This is a genomic window from Micromonospora sp. NBRC 107095 (assembly GCF_030269705.1).
GTDB lineage: Bacteria > Actinomycetota > Actinomycetes > Mycobacteriales > Micromonosporaceae > Micromonospora > Micromonospora parva.
In genome coordinates, this window is sequence record NZ_BSTU01000003.1 from 650971 (window position 1) to 677294 (window position 26324).

21 protein-coding genes are annotated in these 26324 nt (G+C 71.4%); 7 read left to right on the plus strand and 14 right to left on the minus strand.

Features of this window, described 5'->3' with window-relative positions:
- Nucleotides 1-200 precede the first annotated feature (200 nt).
- Both QSK15_RS19855 and QSK15_RS19860 read left to right on the plus strand, forming a co-directional pair.
- Nucleotides 201-692, plus strand: a complete 492-nt coding sequence (locus tag QSK15_RS19855) for a DUF4383 domain-containing protein (RefSeq protein ID WP_285795618.1) — start codon at nucleotides 201-203, stop codon at nucleotides 690-692.
- 64 nt (nucleotides 693-756) lie between these two features.
- On the plus strand, nucleotides 757-1416 hold the full coding sequence (locus tag QSK15_RS19860) for a DUF6766 family protein (protein WP_285795619.1): 660 nt from the start codon (nucleotides 757-759) through the stop codon (nucleotides 1414-1416).
- 16 nt (nucleotides 1417-1432) lie between these two features.
- Here the strand turns inward: QSK15_RS19860 and QSK15_RS19865 are convergent, their stop codons facing one another.
- From QSK15_RS19865 to QSK15_RS19910, 10 genes are all read right to left on the minus strand, one after another.
- Nucleotides 1433-1882: a GNAT family N-acetyltransferase gene (locus QSK15_RS19865; protein WP_285795620.1), complete on the minus strand. Its 450-nt coding sequence runs from the start codon at nucleotides 1880-1882 to the stop codon at nucleotides 1433-1435.
- A 70-nt stretch (nucleotides 1883-1952) separates the two neighbouring features.
- Complete coding sequence (obgE, locus tag QSK15_RS19870) at nucleotides 1953-3416, minus strand: GTPase ObgE (protein WP_285795621.1); 1464 nt, start codon at nucleotides 3414-3416, stop codon at nucleotides 1953-1955.
- A gap of 96 nt (nucleotides 3417-3512) precedes the next feature.
- Nucleotides 3513-3767 carry a 50S ribosomal protein L27 gene (rpmA, locus tag QSK15_RS19875; protein WP_007464062.1) on the minus strand — a complete coding sequence of 85 codons (255 nt, stop codon included), beginning with the start codon at nucleotides 3765-3767 and terminating at the stop codon, nucleotides 3513-3515.
- A gap of 11 nt (nucleotides 3768-3778) precedes the next feature.
- Complete coding sequence (gene rplU / locus QSK15_RS19880; RefSeq protein WP_007464063.1) at nucleotides 3779-4093, minus strand: 50S ribosomal protein L21; 315 nt, start codon at nucleotides 4091-4093, stop codon at nucleotides 3779-3781.
- Between the two features lie 573 nt (nucleotides 4094-4666).
- On the minus strand, nucleotides 4667-7783 hold the full coding sequence (locus QSK15_RS19885) for an Rne/Rng family ribonuclease (protein ID WP_285795622.1): 3117 nt from the start codon (nucleotides 7781-7783) through the stop codon (nucleotides 4667-4669).
- 131 nt (nucleotides 7784-7914) lie between these two features.
- The gene (locus QSK15_RS19890; protein ID WP_285795623.1) at nucleotides 7915-8727 is read right to left on the minus strand and encodes a TIGR03936 family radical SAM-associated protein; all 813 of its coding nucleotides are present in this window, start codon (nucleotides 8725-8727) and stop codon (nucleotides 7915-7917) included.
- A 157-nt stretch (nucleotides 8728-8884) separates the two neighbouring features.
- The gene (mycP, locus tag QSK15_RS19895; RefSeq protein WP_285795624.1) at nucleotides 8885-10300 is read right to left on the minus strand and encodes a type VII secretion-associated serine protease mycosin; all 1416 of its coding nucleotides are present in this window, start codon (nucleotides 10298-10300) and stop codon (nucleotides 8885-8887) included.
- A gap of 10 nt (nucleotides 10301-10310) precedes the next feature.
- Nucleotides 10311-11801, minus strand: coding sequence for a WXG100 family type VII secretion target (locus QSK15_RS19900; RefSeq protein WP_285795625.1), 1491 nt, complete (start codon nucleotides 11799-11801; stop codon nucleotides 10311-10313).
- A gap of 10 nt (nucleotides 11802-11811) precedes the next feature.
- Entirely contained in the window at nucleotides 11812-12252 is a 441-nt protein-coding gene (locus tag QSK15_RS19905; RefSeq protein WP_285795626.1) for a WXG100 family type VII secretion target, read from the minus strand.
- Between the two features lie 248 nt (nucleotides 12253-12500).
- A complete protein-coding gene (locus QSK15_RS19910; RefSeq protein WP_285795627.1) occupies nucleotides 12501-14495 on the minus strand; it encodes a TIGR03960 family B12-binding radical SAM protein in 1995 nt (664 codons plus the stop codon).
- Between the two features lie 107 nt (nucleotides 14496-14602).
- On the opposite strand from QSK15_RS19910, the gene QSK15_RS19915 reads away from it, so the two are divergent.
- On the plus strand, nucleotides 14603-15907 hold the full coding sequence (locus QSK15_RS19915; RefSeq protein ID WP_285795628.1) for a hypothetical protein: 1305 nt from the start codon (nucleotides 14603-14605) through the stop codon (nucleotides 15905-15907).
- Nucleotides 15908-15915: 8 nt separating this feature from the next.
- Here the strand turns inward: QSK15_RS19915 and QSK15_RS19920 are convergent, their stop codons facing one another.
- Both QSK15_RS19920 and ileS read right to left on the minus strand, forming a co-directional pair.
- Nucleotides 15916-16605, minus strand: a complete 690-nt coding sequence (locus tag QSK15_RS19920) for a lysophospholipid acyltransferase family protein (protein WP_285795629.1) — start codon at nucleotides 16603-16605, stop codon at nucleotides 15916-15918.
- Between the two features lie 96 nt (nucleotides 16606-16701).
- On the minus strand, nucleotides 16702-19848 hold the full coding sequence (gene ileS, locus QSK15_RS19925) for an isoleucine--tRNA ligase (RefSeq protein WP_285795630.1): 3147 nt from the start codon (nucleotides 19846-19848) through the stop codon (nucleotides 16702-16704).
- A 306-nt stretch (nucleotides 19849-20154) separates the two neighbouring features.
- Between ileS and QSK15_RS19930 the strand changes: the two genes are divergently transcribed.
- Nucleotides 20155-21174 carry an ArsR family transcriptional regulator gene (locus QSK15_RS19930; protein WP_285795631.1) on the plus strand — a complete coding sequence of 340 codons (1020 nt, stop codon included), beginning with the start codon at nucleotides 20155-20157 and terminating at the stop codon, nucleotides 21172-21174.
- A 295-nt stretch (nucleotides 21175-21469) separates the two neighbouring features.
- Entirely contained in the window at nucleotides 21470-22669 is a 1200-nt protein-coding gene (locus QSK15_RS19935) for an acyltransferase family protein (RefSeq protein WP_285795632.1), read from the plus strand.
- A gap of 63 nt (nucleotides 22670-22732) precedes the next feature.
- Here the strand turns inward: QSK15_RS19935 and QSK15_RS19940 are convergent, their stop codons facing one another.
- A complete protein-coding gene (locus QSK15_RS19940; RefSeq protein ID WP_285795633.1) occupies nucleotides 22733-24283 on the minus strand; it encodes an alkaline phosphatase D family protein in 1551 nt (516 codons plus the stop codon).
- A gap of 216 nt (nucleotides 24284-24499) precedes the next feature.
- Here QSK15_RS19940 and QSK15_RS19945 point away from each other — a divergent pair, with 216 nt between their 5' ends.
- Nucleotides 24500-24931: a carboxymuconolactone decarboxylase family protein gene (locus QSK15_RS19945; protein ID WP_377618832.1), complete on the plus strand. Its 432-nt coding sequence runs from the start codon at nucleotides 24500-24502 to the stop codon at nucleotides 24929-24931.
- Nucleotides 24928-25806 (plus strand): RNA polymerase sigma factor SigJ, encoded by an 879-nt coding sequence (gene sigJ, locus QSK15_RS19950; protein ID WP_285795634.1) that lies wholly within the window; start codon nucleotides 24928-24930, stop codon nucleotides 25804-25806. The genes QSK15_RS19945 and sigJ overlap by 4 nt, the downstream gene beginning before the upstream one ends.
- A 42-nt stretch (nucleotides 25807-25848) precedes the next feature.
- Here sigJ and ndk read toward each other — a convergent pair whose 3' ends face one another.
- On the minus strand, nucleotides 25849-26274 hold the full coding sequence (gene ndk, locus QSK15_RS19955) for a nucleoside-diphosphate kinase (protein ID WP_210866643.1): 426 nt from the start codon (nucleotides 26272-26274) through the stop codon (nucleotides 25849-25851).
- Between the last annotated feature and the right edge of the window lie 50 nt (nucleotides 26275-26324).

Genomic DNA, 26324 nt, shown 5'->3' on the forward strand with positions numbered 1-26324 from the left:
GTGTGTGCTGGGGGGATGCGGCGCGATGCTGCCGCCGCTGACCATTGACCTACCCTGCGTTTCGGCTTCCATACCTCTTCGTGCATTTCTCTGCGCGGCCCACCTGACGAACTTCAAAATGGAGGATCGTCGGGCTGCGTCACGTCGCCGCTGCGGACAGTGAGGTTCGCGCGGCCGGCAGATCCACGGAGGGGGCAGCGATGGCACGAGGCGCACGAGGCGGTCGGGCGGTCGGTCCCCGACCCCAGGTCCAGCTGGCCGCGCTGGTCGTGGCCGGGGTCTTCCTGCTGATCGGTGTCCTCGGCTTCATCCCCGGCATCACCACCGACTACGGCGAGCTGAGGTTCGCCGGGCACCACTCGGACGCCCACCTACTCGGGCTGTTCCAGGTGTCGATCCTGCACAACGCGGTGCACCTGCTCTTCGGGCTGGCTGGCCTGGTGCTGGCCCGCAGCATCGCCGGCGCCCGCGTGTTCCTGGCCGCCGGCGGCGCGATCTACCTCGCCCTCTGGCTGTACGGCCTGGCCATCGAGGCGGTCAACCCGGAAGGCGGGGCGAACATCCTGCCGGTCAACGACGCCGACAACTGGCTGCACCTCGCGCTCGGCTTCGGGATGCTGGCGCTCGGGCTGCTGCTGTCGAACCAGGCGGGCACCGGTGGACGCCTGGACAGCCCCGCCGACCGGCGCTGACCTGGTGCTCTTTGTTTCGCCGGCAGGCCCACAGGGGTAATCGACCGGCGAAGGAGGTGCGACCATGCCTCGTTGGCTGCGTGACAACGCCCTGGCCGTCGCCATGCTGGGCGCGTTCCTGGTCTTCCTCGTGTTGCAGAGCGTCTTCGGCTGGCAGACCCACAACGAGGAGCTGACCGAGTTCGGGGCCGCACCGCTGAGCTGGCCGGCGTACCTGACCAGCGGGCACTTCGCCGAGGCGGTCTTCGAGAACTGGGAGTCGGAGTTCCTCCAGATGGGCGGGTACGTGCTGCTCACCGCGTACCTGGTGCAGCGGGGCTCGGCCGAGTCCAAGCCGGTGGACCAGACCGACCGGCCGGAGGACGACGAGCGCCACGCGACCCCGCAGTCACCCTGGCCGGTACGCGTCGGCGGCCTGCCGTTGGTGGTCTACCGGAACAGCCTCTCCATCGCGCTGCTGCTGATCTTCGCCGGTTCCTTCGTCGGTCACCTGCTCGGTGGCACCGCCGCCTACAACCAGGAGCAGGCGCTCCAGAGCGGCGCGCCGCCGATCGGGGTCTGGGAGTTCCTCGGCACCAGCGACTTCTGGTTCCAGTCGATGCAGAACTGGCAGAGCGAGTTCCTCGCTGTCGGCGCGCTGATCCTGCTGAGCATCGTGCTGCGCCAGCACGCCTCGCCGGAGTCGAAGCCGGTGACCGTCGCGCACGCCAGCACCGGCGCCTGAGGGAGCGACGCGCCAGTCAGGCCGCGACCGGCAACCGCTTGGCGAAACAGACGCTGTACGGGTTGCCCACGTACTCGCCGTAGACCGGGATCTGCTGGTAACCACACGAGGTGTACAGCGCGATCGCCGCCGGCAGGTAGGTGCCCGTCTCCAGGCAGACCACCGAGTGCCCCTGCCGGAACGCGCACTCCTCCAACGCGGCGAGCAACTGACGACCGATCCCCCGCCCTCGGTACGCGGGCCGGACGTACATCCGCTTGACCTCGCCGGTCTCGGCGTCGAGCGCTTGGAGCCCACCGCAGGCCACCGCCCGACCGTTCACCACCACCGCCAGGTAGCGGACGTCGTCGTGCGGCATGAAAACCTGCCCGTCCAACCCGCCATCGGCCTCGCGCAGCTCACGCTGCTGCGCGGTGACCATGGCGGCGATCTCCGGATCGGTGGCAGGCCGGGACTCGATCAGCATCACCCCACGCTAGGACGCGTCGATTTCGCGAAGGTTTCCGGAAATCAACCCCATCACGGAGCGCAACGAACTACTCGGCGTCGTCCTCGTCATCGGGGTCGTCGGACGCGTCCGCGCCCACCTCGTCCGCCGACCGCACCCGACGAGCCTTGCGGGCCGCGAGCCGATCCGCGGCGGAGGCCCGGTTCGACTTCTCCTCCAGGCGGACGTCGGTGCCCCGGTTGCCGGGCACGAACTCCACGCCGGCGAAGAGCGTCGGCTGCCAGTCGAACTCGCGCACACCGATCCGGACCAGATCACCGGGCTGCGCGCCGGCCTTGGCCAGCTTGTCCTCCACCCCGAGCCGGGCCAGCCGGTCAGCCAGGTAGCCGACCGCCTCGTCGTTGTCGAAGTTGGTCTGCTTGACCCAGCGTTCCGGGCGGACACCGCGCACGGTGAACGAGCCATCCGCCTCGGCCGTGATGGTGAAACCGTCGTCGTCCACGGCCATCGGGCGGATCACGATCCGGGTCGGCTCGGCGGGCGGCGCGGCCTTGCGCTCCGCCTCGACCAGCTCGGCCATCGCGTAGGTCAGCTCCTTGAGCCCCTCCCGGGTGGCCGCGGAGACCTCGAACACCCGGTAACCGCGCTCCTCCAGGTCGGGGCGCACGATCTCGGCCAGGTCGCGGCCGTCCGGCACGTCGACCTTGTTGACGGCGACCAGGCGGGGGCGGTCCGCCAGGCCGCCGTACTGGCTCAGCTCGGCCTCGATGGCGTCGATGTCGGCCACCGGGTCACGGCCCGGCTCCAACGTCGCCGAGTCGATGACGTGCACCAACACCGCGCAGCGCTCGATGTGCCGCAGGAACTCCAGGCCCAGGCCCTTGCCGGTGGCCGCGCCGGGGATCAGGCCCGGCACGTCCGCGACGGTGAAGGTGTGATTGTCCATCCGGACCACACCGAGGTTGGGCACCAGGGTGGTGAACGGGTAGTCGGCGATCTTCGGCTTCGCGGCGGAGATCACCGAGATCAGCGACGACTTGCCGGCCGACGGGAAGCCCACCAGCCCCACATCGGCGACGCTCTTCAGCTCCAGCACGATGTCCAGTTGGTCGCCGGGTTCCCCCAGCTCGGCGAAGCCGGGCGCCTTGCGCTTGGCGTTGGCCAGCGAGGCGTTGCCGCGCCCGCCGCGCCCGCCGCGGGCGACCTCGAAGGTGGTGCCGGCGCCGACCATGTCGGCCAGCACAGTGCCGTCGGTGGTCTGCACCACGGTGCCGTTGGGCACCTTGAGCACCAGGTTGTGGCCGTTGGCCCCGTCCCGGTTCGAGCCGGCACCGCCCTTGCCGTTGTCGGCCTTGACGTGCGGGTGGAAGTGGAAGTCGAGCAGCGTGGTCACCTGCGGGTCGACCACCAGGGACACGCTGCCGCCGTGCCCGCCGTTGCCGCCGTCCGGCCCGCCGAAGGGCTTGAACTTCTCGCGGTGGATCGAGACACAACCGTGCCCGCCATCGCCGGCCTGCAGGTGCAGAACGACCCGGTCAACGAACGTTGCCACGGCGTCAATCCTTCCAGCGAGGTCCACCCCCGCACTTCGCGAAAAAGGCTAAGCGGGCCGGGACCCGGAGGTCCGCGGCCCGCTTAAGCCCGAGAACTACTGCTGCGGAACGATGCTGACGGTCTTGCGACCGCGCTTGGTGCCGAACAGGACCGCACCGGCGGACAGCGCGAACAGCGTGTCGTCGCCGCCACGGCCGACCAGGTCACCGGGGTGGAACTTGGTGCCACGCTGCCGGATGATGATCTCACCGGCGCTGACGACCTGACCACCGAAGCGCTTCACGCCGAGTCGCTGGGCCGCGGAGTCACGACCGTTACGCGAGCTGGACGCACCCTTTTTGTGAGCCATTGGAGGACGACCTACTTCCCGCTGGAGATGCCGGTCACCTTGACCTGGGTCAACGGCTGGCGGTGACCCTGGCGCTTGTGGTAGCCGGTCTTGTTCTTGAACTTGTGGATCCGGATCTTCGGGCCCTTGGTGTGCGCGGCGATTTCGCCGGACACCGCGACCTCGGCAAGCTTCGCCGCGTCGGTCACCAGGTCGTCACCGTCGACGAGGAGCACCGCGGTGAGCTTCACCGCGTCACCGGGGGCACCGGTGAGCTTCTCGACCTCGATCACGTCGCCCTCGGCGACCTTGTACTGCTTGCCGCCGGTCTTGACGATCGCGTACATCGGAGGCGGACTCCCTGTCGTTGAGGCTGCTGGCGGTCGTCCCCGCAGCGGCTCGCCGGGTAGCAGTGCACGGCGGCGCGGGCACACGGGAACTCGGCACACCAAAGGTGGGCCGCAGGCAAGAGTACGCCATTGCCGGCCCGGACCCCAAACCGGCCCGCCCTGGTCAGCGCGCGCAGAGCCGGTCGAGGCGCTGCTGAAGCCGGCCGAGTTCGCCATCGTCGATCGACCCGACGTCGACCCCGCGGGCGCGAACCTCGGCCCGACTCCGGCAAGCAGGGTCGTGAGCTGCGGATCGTCGGCCCACTCCGACTGCACCCACCGCACGGTCCGTCAGTCGACACAGCGCCGCCCCGGTCCGCCACCGGGCAGCCCTCAGTCGTACGGCCGACCCCGGCGCCCGCCGCCACGAGCGGCGGGCCGCCACGTACCTCCGGCCAGCGGGGGGCGGCGGGCCGCCTGCGCGGCGGTGCGGACCTGGGTGGTGTCGCCAGGTGACCGCAACGGCGAGGTCCCTCCCCCGGCGTTGTGCCGGGAGAGGGACCTCGTCAACGCACGTGGCCGGTCAGGTGTTCAGGGGCGGGTCCGCCGACGGGCGCCGCCCCGACGCGACCGGCGACGGCCGCCACCGCCGTCGGTGCTCTCCTCGTCGCCCTCACCGTCAGCGAGCGCGTCCGGGTCGTCCGCCGCGGCCAGCCGAGCCGACTCACCCTGCTGTGCGTCGGAGATCGCCGGCGCGGCGGGGGTGTCCGACTCGTAGCGGGACAGGTCGTAGCCCATGGTGTCCTGGTAGTCGGCGTCCGGTTCGGGGCTGGAATCGGTGTCGACGACCTCGACCACGGTCCGCTCGGCCGCCGCCGGGGCGTTCTTGCGGGCCCGACGGCGGGACGACGTGACACCCTGCTCGGCCGCCGGAGCGGGAGCCACCGACGCGGCGACCGCCTTGACCTTCTCCCCCGCACCGGCGGGGCGCGGCTTCTCCGGCACCGGCTCGGTGTGGATGATGACGCCCCGGCCCTTGCAGCACTCGCAGGTCTCGCTGAACGCCTCCAGCAGGCCCGCGCCGATCCGCTTGCGGGTCATCTGCACCAGGCCGAGCGAGGTGATCTCGGTGACCTGGTGCTTGGTGCGGTCCCGGCCCAGGCACTCGGTGAGTCGACGCAGCACCAGCTCACGGTTCGACTCCAACACCATGTCGATGAAGTCGATCACCACGATGCCACCGATGTCGCGCAGCCGGAGCTGACGGACGATCTCCTCGGCCGCCTCCAGGTTGTTGCGGGTGACGGTCTCCTCCAGGTTGCCCCCGGAGCCGGTGTACTTGCCGGTGTTGACGTCGACGACGGTCATCGCCTCGGTGCGGTCGATCACCAGCGAGCCACCGGAGGGCAGGAAGACCTTGCGGTCCAGACCCTTGATGATCTGCTCGTCGATCCGGTACTCGGCGAACACGTCGCTCGTGCCGACGTGCCGACGGACCCGGTCGACCAGGTCCGGGGAGACGTGCGACAGGTACGACTCGACCATGTCGTACGACTGCTCGCCCTCGATCACCAGTTCGCGGAAGTCCTCGTTGAACAGGTCCCGGACCACCCGGATGACCAGGTCGGGCTCGCCGTAGAGCAGCACCGGAGCACCACCCTCGGCGGCCTTGGCCTGGATGTCCTCCCACTGCGCCTGGAGCCGCTTGACGTCGCGGGCCAGCTCGTCCTCGGTGGCGCCCTCGGCGGCCGTCCGGACGATCACGCCCGCGCCGTCCGGGACCAGCTTCTTGAGCACGTCGCGCAGCCGCTTGCGCTCGTTGTCCGGCAGCTTGCGGCTGATCCCGGAGGCGTTGCCGTTGGGCACGTAGACCAGGTGCCGGCCCGAGAGCGCGATGTGGCTGGTCAGCCGTGCGCCCTTGTGCCCGATCGGATCCTTGGTGACCTGGACCAGCACCGAGTCGCCGGAGCGCAGCGCCTGCTCGATCGAGCGGGCCCGCCCCTCCAGCCCGGAGGTGTCCCAGTTGACCTCACCGGCGTACAGCACCGCGTTGCGGCCCCGGCCGACGTCGACGAACGCCGCCTCCATGCTCGGCAGCACGTTCTGCACCTTGCCGAGGTACACGTTGCCGGCCATCGTCGCGGAGGAGTTGCGGGTGACGTAGTGCTCAACCAGCACCCCGTCCTCCAGGACGGCGATCTGGGTGCGGTCACCGCGCTGGCGGACCGCCATCACCCGGTCGACGGCCTCCCGGCGCGCCAGGAACTCCGACTCGCTGAGGATCGGCGGGCGGGTACGGCGCTGCTCCCGGCCGTCGCGGCGGCGCTGGCGCTTGGCCTCCAGCCGGGTCGAGCCGGACACACCCTGCACCTCGTCGACGGTGCGGCGCGGCTCGCGGATCTTCACCACGGTGGGCACGCCGTCGTCCGCCGCGCCCTCGGTGTCACCGGCGCCACGACGGCGACGACGGCGGCGACGACGGGTCAGGCCGTCCCCACCCTCGGACTCCTCGTCCTCGTCACCCTCGGTCTCGGCCTCGGCGGTCTCTTCCTCGTCGGCCTGTGCCGCCTCCTCGGACTCCTCGTCCTCGGCGTCGTCGGCCCCGCCCTTGCCCCGGCCGCGACCCCGACGACCACGCCGGCGGCGACGGCGCGCGGCGGCGCTGTCCTCGTCGTCCTCATCCGCCTCGGTGGCCTCGTCGGCCTCCTCGGTCGGCTCCTCTTCGGCCTCGATCGCCTCGATCGGCTCCACCGGCTCGACCTCGCGGCGGCCGCGCCGACGGCGACGGGACGGCTCGGCGGCTTCCTCGACAGCCGGTTCCTCGGCCGGCTCGGCGGGCTCCACCGGTCGGGTCACCGGCACAGCGTCCGGTTGGGGTGCCATGAACAGCACTGTGGGCGCGGAGAGCGCAGCCCGCCGACGACGGGTACGCGGCTGCTCCGGCTCGATCTCGACGGGCTCGTTCGGCTCGTCCGTCACACCGGACACGGCCACGCCCGGTGCGACGTCGCCGGAGCGCTCCTGCGGGCCACTGCTCCAGGCCAGCTCGGCGGCGGACGTGCTCGGGAGGGCCGGGGAGTCGGTCAACTCGGCCTCGGCCTCGCGCAGGTCGGACTCCGCCGGCTCCTCGGCGACGGCCGGCTCCTCGGCGACCGGTTCCTCGACCGCCGGCTCCTCGACGGCGGCGGCCGGCTGCTCGGTGGCGGGCGCCTCCTCGACGGCGGCGGGCGTGGCCTTCTTGCGCCGGGTACGGGTCACCTTGACCGGCGGAACCACCTCGGCCGAGGCAGCCTCCGCGGAGGCGGCGACCAGCGGCTCGTCAGCGGTCGTCTCGACGGCGGCGGCCTTGCGGCGACGCCGGGGGGTCTTCGGAGCGACGTCCTGGTCGCCGGAGACCGGTGCGAAGACCTCCGCCTGCGGTGCCTCGGCACTGCCGGCACCACCGGTGGACGCCTCGACCGGGGCGTCGGTCTGCTCCGGCTGGTTGAGCGGGGCGGCCCGGCGACGGGTCGCCCGGGTGCGCCGCACCGGCGCGGCCGGCTCGGCGGCCTCGGGAGCGCTCTGGGCGCCGGCTGGTTCCACCGAGGCCGAACCGACCTCGGTGGTGGGGGGCGCGACAGCGGCGCCGTCGGCAGTGCTCTGGTCGGCGGTCTCGCCGGCCGGCTGTGAACCGGTCCGTTCGCCGCCCTCGGGCTCGTTCTCGAGCATGGACGTTCTCCAGTTCTGGCTACCCCGGGCGCGGGTGAGCGCTGCCACGCAGGGTCGCCGCAAAAGTGTTTCCGCCGGGCGCGCGTGGTGCGCGACCGCCGAAGTCTGCCTGCCAGAGCACGGACCGTCGGTCAGTGCCCTACGATGGCTGCCCCGTCGCGGTCCGCATCCAACGGATCCACGATCGCACCCTGCGCGGTCAACGTGCCCTGAGCCAGCCGGGTCACCCTCGGCGAAACCGGCGGCTCCAGGTCGGCCACCACGCGGAGGCCGGAAAGGACGTCATCGGGCCGTACGGACGGGGTGACCTGCCGCACGACCAGTTCGAGTATCGCACACGGTACGGCCGGTGCCCCGGAAGGCGTCGGCGTAGGTAGTTGGACATCGATCGATATCACGGCGGCGCGGGCGTCGAAAGTACGTCGCCCCTGCTTGGTCATCCGCTCGACCAGCACCTCCTCGGCCGCGACGAAGGTGTCCACGGCGGCGCGCAGCACCGCCGGGTCGACCTCGGGCAACTCGATGTACCAGTGCGACGCCTCGATCCGCTCCGGCAGGTTGCCGCCCTCGGCGATCACAGCGTCCAGGACGTCCAGCCCCGGCGAGAGCGCGGCGTCCAACGCGGCGCGCAGCGCCTCCGGGTCGACAGCGGCCTGCAGGGCGATCTCCAGGTACTCCGCCTCGCTGGCCACCCCGGTGGGCGCGGCGCTGGCGTAGGAGATTTTCGGGTGCGGGTGGAAACCCTGCGAGAAGGCGACCGGCACGGCGGCCCGGCGTAGCGCGCGCTCGAACGCCCGGGCGAAGTCCCGGTGCGAGGTGAATCGCAGCGGTCCGCGCTTGGCGTACCGGATGCGGACGCGTTGGACGACCGGTGCCTGGCCGCCCTCGGGTTGAGGCTTTCTGGCGATCGTGGGCTCCTCGGGTGTACCTGCGTGTCCGCCCATCCTGGCGCAGAGCTCGTGGCGGTACGCAGCCGGGTCGGCCGAATGGCCCCGACAGACGGGTGCAAACCGGTCAGCAGGGGCGCGACCACCCGGTGCGAATGCCGATGGCCGGCCGGTGACACGGGGGTCACCAGCCGGCCAGCACGATCGGGACCGGTTACCGCTCCGTCGGCGGGGCCGGCGGTGGCCCGCCCGGCGGGCCGTACCCGGACGGCGGGCCGTAACCGGGCGGTGGTGCGTAGCCGGAGGGCTGGCCGTGGCCGGGGGGCGGCGGGTAGCCGGGAGGAGGTGCGTAGCCGGGTGGCGGGGCGTAGTACGCGTCCGGAGAGGGATGTGCGCCAGGGGTCACCCGGTCGAGCACCTCGTCCGGGATCTGGGCTGCTCGGGCCGCCTCCCGCCGGTACCGCCGCCGGTTCCAGATAAGGAACACCGCCAGCCCCAGCAACAACACCAGAACCACGGCGATACCGATCCCCACCACCATGACCTGCTGGTCGGTCGGGCCACCGCGATCACCGTGCTGGGTGACGTCGAACTCCTCGTCCGCACCCCCGGTACGGGCCGGGCCGCCGGTGCCGGCCGGCTCCGGATCGGTCGCGGCCGGGCCGAGCAGCGGGTTGCTGGTGACCGGCGGCACGTTGGCGGTCAGCGCCTTCATCGGGTCGATCACCCCGAAGCCGTACTGCGGATCCCGTCCGGACGGGCCGGCGTCCCGCGCGGTCCGGATGATCCGGTTGATCACGCTCGGAGCGCTGAGGTCGGGGTACTTCGCCCGGATCAGCGCGGCCAGGCCGGAGACGATCGCGCTGGAATCGGAGGTCCCGTCGCCCCAGCCGTAGCCCGCCTCGTTGGTGATGTTGTAGACGCTGTCGCCCGGAGCGGCGACCACCGCCTCCGGCCCCCGGACGGACCCGGACCAGAACTTGCCACCCTTGGTCGTCCCGGTCACCGCGATCACGCCCGGGGTGTTCGCCGGGCTGCTCACTGTGTTTCTGCCGTTCTTGGTGTTGCCGGCGGAGCCGACCACGACGACGTCATGGTCCAGCGCGTACTTGATCGCGCTCGCCTCTTGAGGGCTGGCCATGCCCGGGCCACCGAAGGACATGTTGATCACTTTGGCGCCGCCGTCGACGGCCATCCGGATGCCGAGGGCGACCGCGGCCTCGCTGTTGCTTCCGGTGCCCTTGCGCAGCTTGATGGGCAGGATCTTCGCGCCGGGGGCGATCCCGTCCACGCCGTCGCCACTGGCCTTCGCCGCGATGATGCCGGCGATGTGCGTGCCGTGCCCGTCCTCGTCGGCCCGACCGTCCCCGGCGGCACCGTAGCTGCGGGCACCGGGAAGCACCTGACCCCGCAGGTCCGGATGGCTGGCCTCGACGCCACTGTCGAGCACGGCCACGACCACGCCCCGCCCGGTGGAGACCTTGTGCACCTGGTCGATCCGCAGCTCGTCCAGATACCACTGCTCGGCCCGCCGGGGCGCGGCGACCGCCGGCTGGGCGACCCCCACCACCAGGAAACCCGCCAGCAGACAGGCGACTACCGGCCGGAGGCTTCCGACGTTCACCCTCATCCGTCCATCCTCACCGAAGGACACCCGGGGACGCCCCGTCACCGGGGCCCCACGGATCGTCGTCCTCAGTCAACCACGACGAGTGCTCCGAGCCGCCGCCACCGCCGTGTCCGGCGCCGCCCGCGCCGCCCATCATGCCGCCGCCCATCATTCCGGCGCCGCCGATGCCCGCACCACGGGCGCCGCCCGCCATCCCGGCGCCGCCAGGGCCAGCGGCAGCCGCGGCGCGCAGCGCGTTCGCGGCGCTCGTCATCGGCGGCAGCTTTCCGTTGCCGCCACCCACCATGCCGGGGATGCCGCCCACGCCAATGCCACCGCCGGCACCGATGCCACCACCGGCACCGATCCCGCCGGCCGACCCGACACCGGCGCCACCTCCGAAACCACCGCCGGCGCCACCGAGGCCGGCGCTGCCGACCCCGCCGCCACCGATGCCACCGCCCAGGCTGCTGACGCCGCTCGGGCTGGCGCCGGCCAGACCGCTGCTGTACCCAGAGTCGATGCCTGGGTAGCTGGAACCGGTCGACGGGGAGGTGAGCTGACCGGTGCCGCCGGTGGGTGAGCCCTCGCCGATCCCGCCCGGAGTGGTCGGGGAGAACGGGTCGACGGTGGACGTCGGGCCGCCCGTGTCGCCGATGCCCGGCGGCCTGCTGCCGATGGTGGGGCCACCACCGATATCGGGCTTCCCGCCGAAATCCCCACCACCGATGTCGGGTCGCCCGGTTGGCGGAATCCGGGTGTCACGCCTGATGTCGTTCTCGTCGTCACGCGGAGGATCACCGGTGTCTGACGGCGGGACCACCGTCAGCTTGGGACGCTCGGTGTAGACCGCCTGCGGCAGCGGCGCCATCGCGGTGTTCGCCGCCTGCTGGTTGTCCCGGTACCAGTTGTCCAGGTGGGACTTGGTGTCCCACCAGCCGCCCCGCTTCTGGTCGCCGGCCTGACCGTCGACCTTCATCGTCGCTTCCAGGTCGTCGGCCTTGTCACGGAACGCGCCGTCGGCGTACGAGGCGGGATTGTTCTGGTAGTCCTGACGCAGGGCGGCGAGGAACCCCGACGCACTCTCGCCGTCGCGGGCGTCGTCGAGCTCGGTGCCGTTGGGCAGGCTCCACTCGTTCCATCCGAAGTCGTCCATCAGGGGGATCGGGATCGTGGAGACCGACTTGCGGATGTCACCCTCGATCCGCGTCAGTGCGCCACTGACGTTCGTCGCGTCGGTGATCAGATCCTCGATCTGCTTGCCGATCTTGCCCAGGTGCTCGCGGTACGCGTCGCCACCGCTGCCCTTCCAACCGGCGAGCATCCCGGGCAGGCCGCCGACATTGGGGCGCTCCTGACCCGTCGCTACCGGGCCGACGAACGACCGGCCGACGAGCGCGTCGCGCAACTGTTGCAGGCCGCTGGAGAGATTGCTCCAGCCCGCCCCGACCGAACCGACCGTTTCCGGGTCCGCGGAGAGCGTCACCTCGCGGACGCACCGCTCCCAGGTTCCTCCAGCCATGACGTCCCCCTCAGGCCGTGTACGGGTAGGTGGGTACGCCGCCGGCAGAGGGCGGCGGCGCCGCCGACTCCAGCAGCCGCTCGATCTCCTTGCCGTTGGCGGCGTTACGCGCCTCGGCGTCGCGGAACGCCTTGGCGATCTCCTCGGTGCCTTCCTTGAGCGCGGCGAGCTTCTGGGAGAGCGTCGTGAGGTGCGCTTCCATGTTCGCCGTGGACGTCTCCAGTGCCCGCCACTGCATGACGGCGTCCTCGTACGCGCCGAACGGGGTGCCGTTCGGGACGGTCTGGGCGTTGTTGCTGTCGCCCTTCATCCGCGTCTTGATGCGTTCCATCTCGTACTTGATCGTGTCGTCGACGTACTGCCTGAGCCGCTCCACGTACGTGGCGGCGGCGTCCAGGTCCTCGACGCTGACCTGCAGATCGCCGGTGTTCGGCGGCGGGATGCTACCCATGCGCTTCCTCCCCCGTTCCCGACCCACGGGGTCGGTCCATGTCAGACGCAGCGTATCGAGTGTGACCTAGGCGGGGCAGCCCCAGCCACCACCACGTGGTACAGATGACGGCCGATCTGGGTGGGTCCGGTGCGGGCGACAACGCGACGAGGCCCTGACAACGCCAACGGGCCCGCGAGACGCGGGCCCGTTGGGAAACATGTCGGATGTGGAGAGTGGTCGGGCGCCGCCAGCCGGCGGCAGCCCGGTCAGCTGTGCGAGTGACCCGACGGCACCTTCATGCCGTTGCCGCCCAGCGGGGTGAGCGGCAGCAGCTTCTTACCGGTGGGGCCGATCTGGATCTCGGTGTCCATCGACGGGCAGACGCCGCAGTCGAAGCAGGGCGTCCACCGGCAGTCGTCCTGCTCGAACCCGCTCACCGAGTCCTGCCAGTCCTGCCAGAGCCAGTCCTTGTCCAGGCCCGAGTCCAGGTGGTCCCAGGGCAGGACCTCCAGCTCGTCGCGCTGACGGGTGGTGAACCAGTCGAGGTCCACCCCGAACGCGGGCAACGTCTCGGCCGCCGCGTCCACCCACCGCTGGTACGAGAAGTGCTCGCTCCACCCGTCGAACCGGCCGCCGTTCTCCCAGACCTTGCGGATGACCGAGCCGACCCGGCGGTCACCCCTGGAGAGCAGCCCTTCGATGAGCGACGGCTCGCCGTCGTGGTAGCGGTAGCCGATGGCCCGGCCCAGCGAGCGGTCCGCGTTGATGGCCTGCTTGAGGATCTTGAGCCGGTGGTCGATGACCTCCGGACGGTCCATCGACGCCCACTGGAACGGGGTGTGCGGCTTCGGCACGAACCCGCCGATCGAGACCGTGCAGCGGATGTCCTTCGAGCCGGTCGCGGCGCGGCCGGCCCTGATCACCTCGTGGGCCATCTCCGCGATCTCGAGGACGTCCTCGTCGGTCTCGGTGGGCAGGCCGCACATGAAGTAGAGCTTCACCTGCCGCCAGCCGTTGGTGTACGCGGTGACGACCGTCCGGATCAGGTCTTCCTTCGACACCATCTTGTTGATGACCTTGCGGATCCGCTCCGACCCGCCCTCCGGGGCGAAGGTCAGGCCGGTACGCCGACCGTTGCGGGACAGCTCCTGCGCGAGGTCGATGTTGAAGGCGTCCACCCGGGTCGACGGCAGCGACAGCGAGACGTTCGTGCCCTCGTACTGCTGGGCGAGGCCGGAGCACATGTCGCCGATCTCGGAGTGGTCCGCCGAGGAGAGCGACAGCAGGCCGACCTCGGAGAAGCCGGAGAACTCCAGACCCTCGCGGACCATCTGCCCGACCGTGGTGATCGACCGCTCCCGCACCGGCCGGGTGATCATCCCGGCCTGGCAGAACCGGCAACCCCGGGTGCAGCCGCGGAAGATCTCCACCGCGTACCGCTCGTGCACCGTCTCGGCCAGCGGCACGAGCGGCTTCTTCGGGTACGGCCAGGCGTCCAGGTCCATCGTCGTGCGCTTGTGCACCCGGAACGGCACGTCCGCCCGGTTCGGCACGACCCGCTGGATCCGGCCGTCGGGCAGGTAGTCGACGTCGTAGAAGCGGGGCACGTACACGCTCTCGGTACGGGCCAGCCGCAGCAGCAGCTCGTCGCGGCCACCCGGGGAGCCCTCGGCCTTCCACTCCCGGACGATCGCGGTGATCTCCAGGACCGCCTCCTCACCGTCGCCGAGCACCGCGGCGTCGATGAAGTCGGCGATCGGCTCCGGGTTGAACGCGGCGTGCCCACCGGCCACGATCACCGGGTCGGCGTCGGTGCGGTCGGCGGACAGCATCGGGATGCCGGCCAGGTCGATCGCGGTGAGCATGTTGGTGTAGCCCAGCTCGGTGGAGAAGGAGATGCCGAACACGTCGAACCCGCGCACCGACCGGTGCGCATCGACGGTGAACTGCGGCACGCCGTGCGTGCGCATCAGCGTCTCCAGGTCCGGCCAGACCGCGTACGTCCGCTCGGCGAGGGTGTCGGGCAGCTCGTTGAGCACCTCGTAGAGGATCTGCACGCCCTGGTTGGGCAGGCCCACCTCGTACGCGTCGGGGTACATCAGCGCCCAGCGCACGGTCGCGGCATCCCAGTCCTTGACCACCGCACCCAACTCGCCGCCGACGTACTGGATGGGCTTGGAGACCTGGGGCAGCAGCGGCTCGAGCTGGGACCACACGGAATTGGTCGCGGCCGCGCGCGGCGTCGTGGACGGGGCACTCATGATGCCCAAGGGTACGCGTTCGCCCGGCACCGATCGCGCGCACGCCCGATCGGCGGTGGTGGCGGCGCGGTACTAACCTCGGATCGGCGCGAGAGGAGATTGCCGCGATGCCGGAGCCCCAGCCGGGAGCACGGCCGGCCGACGGAAGCACCCCGGGCACCGAGCCGGAGCGGGACCCGGCGGTCGCCGACGAGCCGACCTCCCCACCCGTACCCCCGACCCAGCCGGAACCCCGGGACCAGCCGGAACCCTCGGACCAGCCCGGACCCCCGACCCAGCCGGACCCGTCGGATCAGCCGGATCAGCCGGATCAGCCGGATCAGCCGAAACCCCCAGGCGAGCCGGAGCCCGCGGCCACCGCGGAGGTCCCCGCGCCCAGGTGGAGCGGTTCGGCGCCGGTGCCGCCGCCGCTGCCCCGCCGGGCCGCCTGGGGCGAGTCGGCCGAGCCGACCCCTGTCCCGCCGGTCCCCGTCGGGCCACCGGAGGACCAGACGCCGGTCGACCCATGGGCGGGCGTGGACACCGGCGGCTGGGACCTGCCCTCCGCCGAACTGCCCCCGCTGCCGCCGACGATGACGCCCCCGCCCCCACTGCCGCCGCCGACGACGCCGTTCCCGAGGCCGTCGGACACCCGGCAATGGTCCGGGCCGCCCGCTCCCCCGGCCGGCTCCCACCCGGTGCCGCCGCCGACCGCTCCGGGTCCACCGCGGGCTGTCGGCCCCATGGTGCCGGCCCGCCCGATGTCGCCACCCGCGCCGCCGAAGGTGCCGAAGCAGCGCCGGGGCCGCCGGCCCACCGCGCCACCGCCAGCGCCGCCCGGGTGGCAGGCCCCCAAGGGTTACGTGCCGGTCCCGGTCCGCCGGCGACGCCGCTGGCCGTGGCTGCTGCTGCTCACGCTGGCCTGCTGCTGCGGCTGCCCCGCCTACTACGGGTTCCCGATCTCGGCCCAGTACCCGGCGCGGGCGGCACTGCCCGTGCAGGTGGACGACCTCAGCCTGCGGCAGGACAACCGCAGCACGGAGACCGCCCGCAAGCTGGAGAACGAGGTACGCAAGGAGCACTGGCTGGCCGAGGACACGTTCGCCGGGGTGTACTCCACGACGAGCGGCAAGCGGGTGACCGTCTTCGGTGGCACCGGCTTCCGGCTGAGTCCGGAGTCGGACGCGGAAGCTGAAATCAGCCGGCTCACCCAGCGATACGCGCTGAGCGCCCCGGAGAGCGTCGACACCGGTGTGCGGGGCAGGCACGAACGATGCGCGGTGGGTAGCGCCGACGGCAGTGACGTGGTGGTCTGCACGTCGGTCGACCACGGCAGCATCGCCACCGGCGTGTTCACCCGACTCTCGGTGGCCGACAGCGCCACCCTGCTGGCCAGCCTGCGCGCCCAGATCGTCCAGCCTGAGCGGGGCTGAGCGCGCCGTCAGGCGTCGCGGGTCGGGTCCGGGTGAGCCCGCGGCGGGGCGTAGCGCGGCACGTACTCCTGGCCGGTGAGCTTCTGGATCTCACTCATCAGCTCGTCGGTCATCTGCCGTAGCGAGGTGCGGTCGTCCGGGCGGCCGGTGAAGTCCAGCGGCTTGCCGAACCGGACCGTGATCTTGGCAGCGCCCGGGCGGGGCACCCGGGCGCCGATCGGCTGCGCCTTGTCCGTGCCGATCATGCCGACCGGGATGATCGGCACGCCGGCCGAGATCGCCAGACGGGCCGCGCCGGTACGCCCCCGGTAGAGCTTGCCGTCCGGCGAACGGGTGCCCTCCGGGTAGACCACCACCAGGTCGCCGCCCTTGAGGGCCGGGATCGCCGCGTCGAACGCGGACAGCGCGGCGCGCCCACCGGCCCGCTCGACCGGAATCGCGCCCAGCCCGGTGAGGACGAACTTGGAGATCGCACCCTTCACGCCGGTGCCCTTGAAATACTCCGACTTCGCCCAGAACGCCAGGTGCCGGGGCACGACAGTGCCGAGGAACAGCTCGTCGGCCACCGAGAGATGGTTGCCGGCGAAGATCGCGCCTCCGGTCTCCGGCACGTGTTCCAGACCCTCCACGGTCGGGCGGAACGCCACCCGCAGCGTGGGCGCCACGGTCAGCTTGCCGATGGTGTAGAGCAGGGGCACTGGTCCTCCGGCAGATGAGGTGCGAGCGGGCGGTGTCACCGTAGCGGACGCCTCCGCACTCCGCCGACGGAGGTGCGGAGGCGTCCGTACCGACGCTCAGGAACGACGGACGGTCACCGTGACCCGCTCGCCCTCGCCGACCTCGCCGGCGAAGCCGTCCAGGCCCTCGGCGAAGTCCACCGAGTCGGCAAGGACCTCGCCGGACACGAAGTCGATGTACCCCGCCACCGCCGCGCGTACCTCGTCGGACGCCGACACCGACACCACGATCCGGTCCGAGACGTCCAGGTCGGCGTCCCGGCGGGCCTGCTGCACCACCCGCACCACGTCGCGGGCCAGCCCCTCGGCGGCCAGCTCCGGGGTGACCTCGGTGTCGAGGACGACCACGCCCTCGCCGCCGGGCAGCGGCGCGGAGTGCTCGGCGTCGGCGGCCACGAGACGGAGCTCGTACTCGCCCTCGGCCAGGGTCACGCCGGCGGCCACCGGGGCGCCGTCGACCAGCTCCCAGTCGCCCGCCTTGACCGCCTTGATCACCTGCTGGACCTGCTTGCCGACCCGCGGGCCGAGCGCCCGGGGCACCACCGTCAACACCTGCTCGCAGTACGCGGACAGCTCCGCGCTGAACTCCACCGCCTTCACGTTGACCTCGTCGGCGACCAGATCGGCGAACGGGCGCAGCTGCTCCGCCGCCGGCGAGGCGACTGTCAGCGTCGACAGCGGCAGGCGTACCCGCAGCCCCTTGGCCTTGCGCAGCGACAGCGCCGCCGAGGCGACCGCCCGCACGTTGTCCATCGCGGCGACGAGGTCGTGGTCGGCCGGGAACTCCTCCGCCGAGGGCCAGTCGGTCAGGTGCACCGACCGCTCACCGGTGAGCCCACGCCAGATCTCCTCCGCGGTGAGCGGCGCGAGCGGCGCCACCACCCGGCAGAGCGTCTCCAGCACCGTCGACAGGGTGTCGAACGCGTTGGTGTCGCCGGACCAGAACCGGTCCCGGGACCGGCGCACGTACCAGTTGGTCAGCGCGTCCAGGTAGGACCGGACGGTCGCGCACGCGCCGGAGATGTCGTACGCGTCCATCTGCGCGCCGACCGTCGACACCAGCTCGTTCGTCTTGGCCAGCACGTACCTGTCGAGCAGGTGCGTCGAGTCCGTGCGACGGCGGGCGGTGTGCCCGTCGGCGTTGGCGTAGAGCGAGAAGAAGTACCAGACGTTCCACAGCGGCAGCAGCACCTGGCGTACCGCGTCGCGGATCAGCGTCTCGGTGACCGCCATGTCCCCGCCGCGCAGCACCGGCGACGACATCAGCATCCAGCGCATCGCGTCCGAGCCGTACGAGTCGAAGACGTGGTAGACGTCCGGGTAGTTGCGCAGGCTCTTGGACATCTTGCGCCCGTCCGAGCCGAGCAGGATGCCGTGGCTCAGGCAGTTGCGGAACGCCGGCCTGTCGAACAGCGCGGTGGCCAGCACGTGCATCGTGTAGAACCAGCCGCGGGTCTGCCCGATGTACTCGACGATGAAGTCACCCGGGTAGTGGTGCTCGAACCAGTCCGCGTTCTCGAACGGGTAGTGCACCTGGGCGAACGGCATCGAACCGGACTCGAACCAGCAGTCCAGCACCTCCGGCACCCGGCGCATCATCGACTGACCGCTCGGGTCGTCCGGGTTGGGGCGGACCAGGTCGTCCACTTCGGGCCGGTGCAGGTCGGTCAGGCGTACGCCGAAGTCCCGCTCGATGTCGGCGAGGGAGCCGTAGACGTCCAGACGCGGGTAGTTCGGGTCGTCGGACTTCCACACCGGGATCGGCGAGCCCCAGAACCGGTTACGGCTGATCGACCAGTCCCGGGCGTTGGCCAGCCACTTGCCGAACGAGCCGTCCTTGATGTGCGCCGGCGTCCAGTTGATTTCCTGGTTCAGCTCGACCATCCGGTCCCGGAACTTCGTCACGGCGACGAACCACGACGAGACCGCCTTGTAGACCAGCGGGGTGTCACAGCGCCAGCAGTGCGGGTACGAGTGGGTGTAGGTGTCCTGCTTGAGCACCACCCCCCGGTCCTTCAGCTCCCGGATCACCGGCTTGTTGACGTCGAAGACCTGCTCACCCTGGTACGGCGGGACCAGCGCGGTGAACCGGGTGTGGTCGTCCACGGTGACGATGGTGGGGATGCCGGCGGCGTTGCAGACGTTCTGGTCGTCCTCACCGAAAGCCGGGGCCAGGTGCACGATCCCGGTGCCGTCCTCGGTGGTGACGAACTCCGCGCCGAGCACCTGGTAGGCGTTCTCCCCGGCCTGCTCGACGAGGAAGTCGAACAGCGGCGTGTAGCGGCGTCCGACCAGGTCCCGGCCGTACACGGTGCCGACCTGCTCGTACCCGTCCAGCTCCTTGGCGTACGCGGCCAGCCGCGCCGCCCCGACCACGAAGCGCTCGCCGTCGCGTTCCAGCACGGCGTACTCGATGTCGGGCCCGACGGCGAGCGCCAGGTTCGACGGCAGGGTCCACGGCGTGGTGGTCCAGACGCCCAGCTTGACCGGCCCGCGCACCAGCTCCGGGGCGGACTCGTCGGCGGTCAGCTCGAACCACACCGACAGGGTGGGGTCGTGCCGGTCCCGGTAGACGTCGTCCATCCGGGTCTCGGTGTTCGACAGCGGGGTCTCACACCGCCAGCAGTACGCCAGTACCCGGAAACCCTCGTAGATCAGACCCTTGTCGTGCAGGGTCTTGAAGGCCCACATGACGCTTTCCATGTAGTCCAGGTCGAGGGTCTTGTAGTCGTTGGTGAAGTCGACCCAGCGGGCCTGCCGGTTGATGTACCGCTCCCAGTCCTGGGTGAACTCCAGCACCGAGGTCCGGCAGGCCTCGTTGAACCGGGCCACGCCCAGGTCGATGATCTCCGCCTTGCTGGTGATGCCGAGCTGCTTCTCGGCCACCACCTCGGCGGGCAGGCCGTGGCAGTCCCACCCGAAGCGCCGCTCGACGTGCCGGCCGCGCATGGTCTGGTAGCGCGGCACCACGTCCTTGACGTAGCCGGTGAAGAGGTGACCGTAGTGCGGCAGGCCGTTGGCGAAGGGCGGGCCGTCGTAGAACACGTACTCGTTCTTACCGTCGGTCCCGGCGGGACGGGCCTCGACCGACGCCTCGAAGGTCTTGTCGGCCGTCCAGTGCTCCAGCACCCGGCGCTCGACCGCGGGCAGGTCCGGGCTCGCCGGCACACCGGCGGCGGTCGGGTCGTGCAACGGATAGGCCATCGGGGGTCGCTCTCCTCGCAGCTCACTCAACGTGGGTCTGCGAGGACGAACCGTCCGGGTACGCCGACGACGGCGCTCCCGGGTGGCCCGCGGTACCACCCCGCTTGGCGGTCAGGATCGACCGCCCGCTCATTGCCGGCTGTGACGGGCCGCACCCGTCCGGTTCTACTGGGCCGGTCACCCGGCTGTTCTTCCGGAGGCTCACCGGTGATGGCCGGGTCATCGCCTTACGGTGCTCAACGATACAAGACCCGCTGCCCACCCCACCGCCGAGTGACCCGCGCTCCGGCACCCTAGGCTGACCGGGTGATCCGGATCGAGTTGGATGAGCCGACCCTGTCCCGCACCCGGATCGCCACCAGCCCGCTCTGGGAGGTGCTGACCAGCCTGTTACTGCTGCACCGCCACCCGGGAGAAGCCCCCTGGCCGTACACCGCCTGGGCGCGGCACGCACGGCGGGTGCTCGACGAGGTGCCGGCGACCGCGCCGGCCCGGCTGCTGACCGCCGGCCTACCCGCACCGGACTTCCTCAGCCCGATCCCCACGTCGGCAGCGCCGACCCTGGCCGACCAGCTCGCCGAGCTGCGCGCGACACCGGCTGAGGTGATCGCTGAGCAGATCCCCCACTACTACCACCCGGACGACCTGCCGGAGTGGCTCCGCCCGTTCGTCACGGACCGGCGGGCCGCCCTGGACCGGCTCGCCGACGGCATCGAGGCGTACTGGGACGCGGCCATCGCACCGTGGTGGCCGGCGATGCAGGCGGCGCTGGACGAGGAGGTGCTGCACCGGGCCCGGGCGCTCGCCGCGTACGGTCCGGACGCGCTGCTGGCCGACCTGCACGAGCGGGTGCGCTGGGAGAAGCCGGTGCTGACGCTGGTGAAGCCGTCGGAGCAGGAGTTCACGGCGGTGGACCAGCGGCTGCTGCTGATTCCCCTGGTCTTCGCGCAGGGAGCACTCATCTGCGCGACCGACCACCCGGAGATCATCGCCGTCTCCTACCAGGCGCGCGGGGCGGTGGTGCTCGCAGAGGGTGGGCCGACCTCGACGGCCCGGACGACACCGGCCACGGACCGGCTGGCGATGCTGATCGGCCGAGGTCGTGCCCAGGTGCTGCGGGCGCTGACCCGGCCGGCCACCACCGCTGGCCTCGCGGCCGCTCTGGGGCTCGCCCCGAGCACCGTGTCGGAGCAGCTCTCCGCGCTGCTGGCCGCCGGCGTGGTGCACCGCCGCCGGGTGGGCCGGCGGGTGTTGTACGGCCTGGAACCGGCCGGCCTGGCACTGGTACAGCTCGTCGGCGACGAGCCGGCGGACGCCTCGGCCTGAGCATTCGGCTCGATCCGAATCCGTTTCCCACCCGTCCCTGTCGCTCCTAGCCTGCGGATCACAGCGTCGTAAGGTCCAGGCGGTCCGCGGCGTCGACCTGACGGTCGGCAACGGGGAGCTGTTCGGCCTGCCCGGGCCGAACGGCGCTGGCAGAACCCCGGCACCCGACCCTCGTCGATCATGGGTTGTCGCCCCGCTCGACGGCTTGGGGCCACGGGGAGGGTGACGTTCCGGAGCGGGGCGGCGTCAGAGAGCCGCCTTGACGCGTTGTGTGCCGCTCCCCAGAATTCAGCGGGTGGCCACGATAAGTTACGCCGAATACCGAGCGATGCGCCGGTTTCCCGCCCTCGACGGGCTCCGTGCGATCGCCGCGGTGATCGTCGTCGCCTTCCACTTCGGGGGGCCGCGATGGACCTGGCTGTCCGGCTGGGTCGGCGTCCAACTGTTCTTCGTGCTCTCCGGCTTTCTGATCACCACGCTGATGCTGCGCGAGGAGGAGTCGCGGGGGCGGGTGTCGCTGCGGTCCTTCTACGTCCGGCGCATCTTCCGGATCCTGCCGGTCTACCTGGTGGTGCTCGCCGCGACGTACGCCCTCGCGCACCTCAACGGCGCCAGCGCTCGGCTGCGCGAGTCGATGCCGTTCTACCTGCTCATGGTCAACGAGTTCGCCCCGAACCAGGCGTTCCCGCACTCCTGGACGATCGCCATCGAGTGGAAGTTCTACCTGGTCTGGCCGCTGCTGGCCTTCGTGTTCGTCCGCACCGCGTTTCTGCGCCGGATGGCGGTGACGCTGCTGGCCATCGCCGCTCTCGTCGCGCTGATCCCGTTCGAGAAGGACTGGCCCTACTGGCCGATCCACTACGTGTCGATCCTGGTGGGTTGCCTGCTGGCGGTCGTCATGCACCACCCCCGGGGGTACGCGCTGTTCCGGCCGTTGACCCATCCGGTGGCGTCCCTCGCCGTACTCGTCGGGTTCGTCGCCGTGCACCTGTCGCTGCCGTACTGGCCGCCCGCCGAGGACGGTCACTCAGAGCTGATGATCGGCGTTTACGCGGTGGCGGTGGCGGTGCTGCTCCCGGCCATGCTGGCCTCGGGTCTGCCGACGAAGCTGCTCTCCTGGCGACCGCTGGTGTTCGTGGGCGAACGCTCCTACTCCCTGTACCTGGTGCAGTACCTCGCCATGACGACGGTGATCGCGTTGGTCCCGTCGTACGCCGGGCACAGCACCCGGCTCTTCGTCGCCACCACGGTGGTCGGCCTGCTCGCCGCCGATCTGCTCTACCGCTGGGTGGAGCAGCCGATGATCGGGGCGGGACGCCGGTTCTCCGGCCGGGGGAAGGTGGTCCCCGCCACACCGGCCGCCACGTCGACCGGCACACCGACGGGCACGTCCACCGCCACTCTGAGCGGCGCGCCGACGTCGGCCGCACCCGCCGAGCTCTCCGAGCGGACGGTGCCCGCCACGCCGGTCCTCATCCCCGGCGACCGTCGCTGATCATGAGGTGGCGGGCGGTGGACGGCCGATCCGCCCGCCAACCTCATGATCAACGAGCTGTGGTCAGGGGGCCGGGAGGGTGGTACTCCACAGCGAGGCGCCGTCGCGGTCGCGCAGGTGGACCGTCAGGGCCTCGGACTCACCGTCGATGGTGACCTCACCGAAGTGCTGGAAGCCCTCCGCCGGTGACGTGTTGGCCACCGGCGGCGCGTGCACGAAGGCCGCCCGGGGCCCGAACGTGCCGTCCAGCGCGTTCGGGCCGAACGCGCCGGCGTGCGCCGGGCCGGAGACGAACTCCCAGAACGGGGTGAAGTCGCCGACCGCCGCGCGGGACGGGTCGTAGTGGTGCGCGGCGGAGTAGTGCACATCGGCGGTGAGGAAGACCATGCCGGTCACCCCGGCCCGGTGGGTGGCCCGCAGCACCTCGGCGAACTCCAGCTCCCGACCCGCCGGCGCGCCCGGGTCGCCCTGCGCGACACCCTCCTGCGCGCCCGGACCGTCCGGCACCACCACTCCGATCGGCAGGTCGTTGGCGATCACCTTCCAGGTCGCCGTGGATCGCTTCAGCTCCCGGATCAGCCACTCCCGCTGCTGCCGGCCGAGCAGACCACGCGTCGGGTCGGCGTACGTGTTGCCGTCGTTCGGGTCCTTGTGGGTGCGCATGTCGAGTACGAACACGTCCAGCGACGGCCCGTACGACAGCCGCCGGTACATCGGCCCGTCGACCGGCACCGGTAGCCACTCGTTGAACGCCTGGCGGGCCCGCGCGGCGAGCACGTCCACCCGCCGCTCGGTGTAGCGCGGGTCGTCCAGGATCTCACCCGGGTACCAGTTGTTCAGGACCTCGTGGTCGTCCCACTGGTTGATCTGCGGCACCGCCGCGGCGAACTCCCGCAGGTGCTCGTCGAGCAGGTTGTAGGCGAACTGCCCGCGGTACTCGGCCAGCGTCTCGGCGACCTTGCTCTTCTCCGGGGTGACCAGGTTGCGCCAGACCCGCCCGTCGGGCAGCGTCACCGACTCGACCAGCGGGCCGTCGGCGTACACCGTGTCGCCGCTGCACAGGAAGAAGTCCGGTCGGGCCTGCCGCATCGCCCGGAAGATCGACATGCCGCCGAAGTCGGGGGCGATGCCCCAGCCCTGCCCGACCACGTCGCCGGTCCAGACGAACTTCACGTCGCGTCGCCGGTGCCGTCCCGGCGCGGTGGTCAGCGTCCCGGTCAGCGGCTCGCTGACCACCCCGTGCCGGTCCAGGCTCTCCACCCGCACCCGGTAGTGCAGCCGCTCGGCGTCCGGCAGGCCCCGCAGCCGGACCTTCCCCGTGAAGTCGCCGTTCGGGGTGAGCACCGGGCCGCGCAGCTGGCGCGCCCCCCGGAAGTCCGGTCGTCGGCTCACCTCGACCAGCATCCGGCCCGGCCGGTCGGCCCGCGTCCAGACCAGCGCCGAGTCCGCGGTCACATCGCCGCTCTGCACCCCGTGGGTGAGCACCGGGCGCGCCGCCGGGCGCCAGGCTGGGGCGGCGTTCGCGCCGGCACCGCCCAGCAGCGCGCCGCCGGCGGCTCCGGCGCCGACCATCAGGCCGGTGCGCAGCAGGGTACGTCGGTCAAGCTCGGTCATGCTTCCTCCCGATCATGGGTTGACCCCGTGGGTCTATCGGGTGGAGGTGACAGCGAGCGGCGGCCCGGGTGACGCGGACGCGAACGCCGGTCGTCGGTCGGCCTGCCGCCCCGATCGCCGGCGGCATGAGCGGGGTCACAGTCCCGGTTGTCACGACCCGCCCGGCGCAACCGTCGTATGGGTGTCGGAACCGATCAGGAGGTAGTCGTGCAACGGATGAACCCGACCGAGGTCGTGCCGCAGGCGTACAAGGCCGTCCTGGGCTTGGAGAAGTACGTCCAGACGAACGTCGACCACACGGTGCTGGAGCTGGTGAAGCTCCGGGCGTCGATGATCAACGGGTGCGCGTACTGCGTGGACATGCACAGCCGGGACGCGCTCGCCGGCGGCGAGTCGAGCCGGCGGCTGTTCGCCGTCGCCACCTGGCGGGAGTCGCCGTTCTTCGACGAGCGGGAACGGACCGCGTTGGCCCTCACCGACGCGGTCACCCGGCTCGGCGAGCACGGGGTGCCGGACGAGGTGTGGGATGACGCCGCGAAGGTCTGGTCGGAGAAGGAACTGGCCGACCTGGTCATCGCGATTGCCACAATCAACGTGTGGAATCGGATCGGGGTGACCATGCGGCTGGAGCCTCCGGCCCAGGCGTGACCACCGAGGCGGCAGCAGAGGCGGCCGGTGCGCTCAAGGCGCACCGGCCGATGCTGCTTGGGCTCGCGTACCGGCTGCTCGGCAGCCTGCACGACGCGGAGGACGTGCTTCAGGAGGCGTACCTGCGCTGGCTGGGTGTGGACCGGGCACGGGTCGACGAGCCGCGCCGGTACCTGTCCCGGGTGGTCACCCGGTTGGCCCTGGACCGCCTACGCGCCCGGCAGGCGACCCGCGAGACGTACGTGGGGACGTGGCTGCCCGAGCCGGTGCCGACCGCGCCCTCGCCGTTCGGACCGTTGGACCGGGTGGAGCTGCGCGACTCGCTCTCCACCGCGTTGCTGCACGTCCTGGAGCGGCTCACCCCGCCGGAGCGGGCGGTGTACGTCCTGCACACGGCCTTCGACCTGCCGTACGCGGAGATCGCCGAGATCCTGGACCGGTCCGCCGCCGACTGCCGGCAGTTGTACCACCGGGCGACCGCCCGGGTACGCCAGGAACAGCGCCGGTTCACCGCCAGCCGCCCGGAGCGGGAGCGGCTGCTGAACGCGTTCCTCGCCGCCGCCCGCGACGGCGACCTGGCCACCCTCACCGATCTGGTGGCCGCCGACGCCACCGCCTGGAACGACGGCGGCGGGCGGGCGCGGGCCGCCCTCAACCCGGTCACCGGCGCGGACCGGATCGCCCGGTTCTACGCCGGGGTCTACGGCCCACGTCATCAGGTGACCATGGAGCCGATCGAGCTCAACGCGGAACCCGCGGTGCTGGTCACCCGCGCGGACGGCAGTCGGTACACGCTGACCATCGCCGCGGCCGACGGACGGATCACCGGGATCTACGTGATCGGCAACCCGGCGAAGGTGCCGGCGACCGGCTGAATTCGGGCGTCGGTGGTGTCGGGCCCCGGGCCGGTGGGGCGTTCAGCCCAGCTCGGGGAACCAGAGCGCGATCTCGCGCTTGGCGCTGTCCGTCGAGTCGGAGGCGTGCACGAGGTTCTCCCGGTTGGACAGCGACAGGTCACCCCGGATGGTGCCGGCGGCGGCCTTGCGCCCGTCGGTGGCCCCGACCAGCCCACGGACCACATCGATGACCTGGTCGCCGGAGAGCACCAGGGCGACCAGCGGGCCGCTGGTCATGAAGTCCTTCAGCGGCGGGTAGAACGCCTTGTCGACGTGCTCGGCGTAGTGCTCGTCGGCGAGCGCGGCGTCCATCGTCCGGTGCACCATCGCGTCGATCCGCAGCCCTTTGCGCTCGAAGCGGGAGAGAACCTCGCCGACCAGGCCGCGGCGAACCGCGTCGGGCTTGATCAGAACGAGGCTGCGCTCTTCCGGGCTGTTGCTGGACACGCTGGGTTCCTCCTGTACGCGCTTCACGCTCGGGGTCGGTACGGTCAGCC

Excerpts from the sequence above, each read along its gene's own strand:
- ileS (WP_285795630.1), bottom strand. The coding sequence starts at position 19,848 with ATGGCCTATCCGTTGCACGACCCGACCGCCGCCGGTGTGCCGGCGAGC.
- QSK15_RS19945 (WP_377618832.1), top strand. The coding sequence starts at position 24,500 with ATGAACCCGACCGAGGTCGTGCCGCAGGCGTACAAGGCCGTCCTGGGC.
- QSK15_RS19865 (WP_285795620.1), bottom strand. The coding sequence starts at position 1,882 with ATGCTGATCGAGTCCCGGCCTGCCACCGATCCGGAGATCGCCGCCATG.
- QSK15_RS19885 (WP_285795622.1), bottom strand. The coding sequence starts at position 7,783 with ATGCTCGAGAACGAGCCCGAGGGCGGCGAACGGACCGGTTCACAGCCG.
- QSK15_RS19905 (WP_285795626.1), bottom strand. The coding sequence starts at position 12,252 with ATGGGTAGCATCCCGCCGCCGAACACCGGCGATCTGCAGGTCAGCGTC.
- rpmA (WP_007464062.1), bottom strand. The coding sequence starts at position 3,767 with ATGGCTCACAAAAAGGGTGCGTCCAGCTCGCGTAACGGTCGTGACTCC.
- mycP (WP_285795624.1), bottom strand. The coding sequence starts at position 10,300 with ATGAGGGTGAACGTCGGAAGCCTCCGGCCGGTAGTCGCCTGTCTGCTG.
- QSK15_RS19855 (WP_285795618.1), top strand. The coding sequence starts at position 201 with ATGGCACGAGGCGCACGAGGCGGTCGGGCGGTCGGTCCCCGACCCCAG.
- QSK15_RS19860 (WP_285795619.1), top strand. The coding sequence starts at position 757 with ATGCCTCGTTGGCTGCGTGACAACGCCCTGGCCGTCGCCATGCTGGGC.
- rplU (WP_007464063.1), bottom strand. The coding sequence starts at position 4,093 with ATGTACGCGATCGTCAAGACCGGCGGCAAGCAGTACAAGGTCGCCGAG.
- QSK15_RS19890 (WP_285795623.1), bottom strand. The coding sequence starts at position 8,727 with ATGGGCGGACACGCAGGTACACCCGAGGAGCCCACGATCGCCAGAAAG.
- QSK15_RS19915 (WP_285795628.1), top strand. The coding sequence starts at position 14,603 with ATGCCGGAGCCCCAGCCGGGAGCACGGCCGGCCGACGGAAGCACCCCG.
- QSK15_RS19940 (WP_285795633.1), bottom strand. The coding sequence starts at position 24,283 with ATGACCGAGCTTGACCGACGTACCCTGCTGCGCACCGGCCTGATGGTC.
- QSK15_RS19900 (WP_285795625.1), bottom strand. The coding sequence starts at position 11,801 with ATGGCTGGAGGAACCTGGGAGCGGTGCGTCCGCGAGGTGACGCTCTCC.
- QSK15_RS19910 (WP_285795627.1), bottom strand. The coding sequence starts at position 14,495 with ATGAGTGCCCCGTCCACGACGCCGCGCGCGGCCGCGACCAATTCCGTG.